The following is a 459-nucleotide window of genomic DNA, read 5'->3' as shown; positions in this document are numbered from 1 at the left end:
AAGTACAGCCCGCGGAAGGCACCGGTGCGCTCCAGCGCCGCCTGGTCCGCGGGAGTCTCGACCACGGCCAGCCGGGACGCGTCGCGCGTCGGATCGAGGCAGGTCGAGCACACCTCGCCTTCGGTGAAGGTGTGGCAGCGCGCGCAGTGCCGCACCGACAGCGTGGCCTCGTGCAACGCGCGCGAGAGTACCTCCGCGCCCGGACGGTCGTGCTGCAGCAGGTGGAACGCCATGCGCTGCGCCGATTTCACGCCCACGCCCGGCAGGCGCCGCAGGGCCTGCACGAGGGCGTCGAGGGAGTGCATGTCGGAAGAAGGCGGCATGGGGCGTGGCGTCGGAGAAAACGGGTCAGGTCAGAACGGGAACTTCATTCCGGGCGGCATGCCCGGCATGCCCGCGGTCAGCTTGCCCATTTTCTCCTGCGAGGTCTCCTCCGCCTTGCGCACCGCGGCATTGAAC

Annotated in this window: 1 pseudogene; it reads right to left on the bottom strand. The window is 70.2% G+C overall.

The window, feature by feature from the left end:
• A pseudogene (gene recR, locus GVJ63_RS21910) lies at nt 1-323 on the bottom strand (recombination protein RecR); the annotation flags it as partial.
• Nucleotides 324-459: the final 136 nt, after the last annotated feature.

Origin of the sequence: Pantoea sp. 18059 (assembly GCF_902706165.1) — a bacterium.
Taxonomy (GTDB): Bacteria; Pseudomonadota; Gammaproteobacteria; order Enterobacterales; family Enterobacteriaceae; genus Pantoea; species Pantoea agglomerans.
This window is presented reverse-complemented; position numbering and strand designations above follow the sequence as displayed.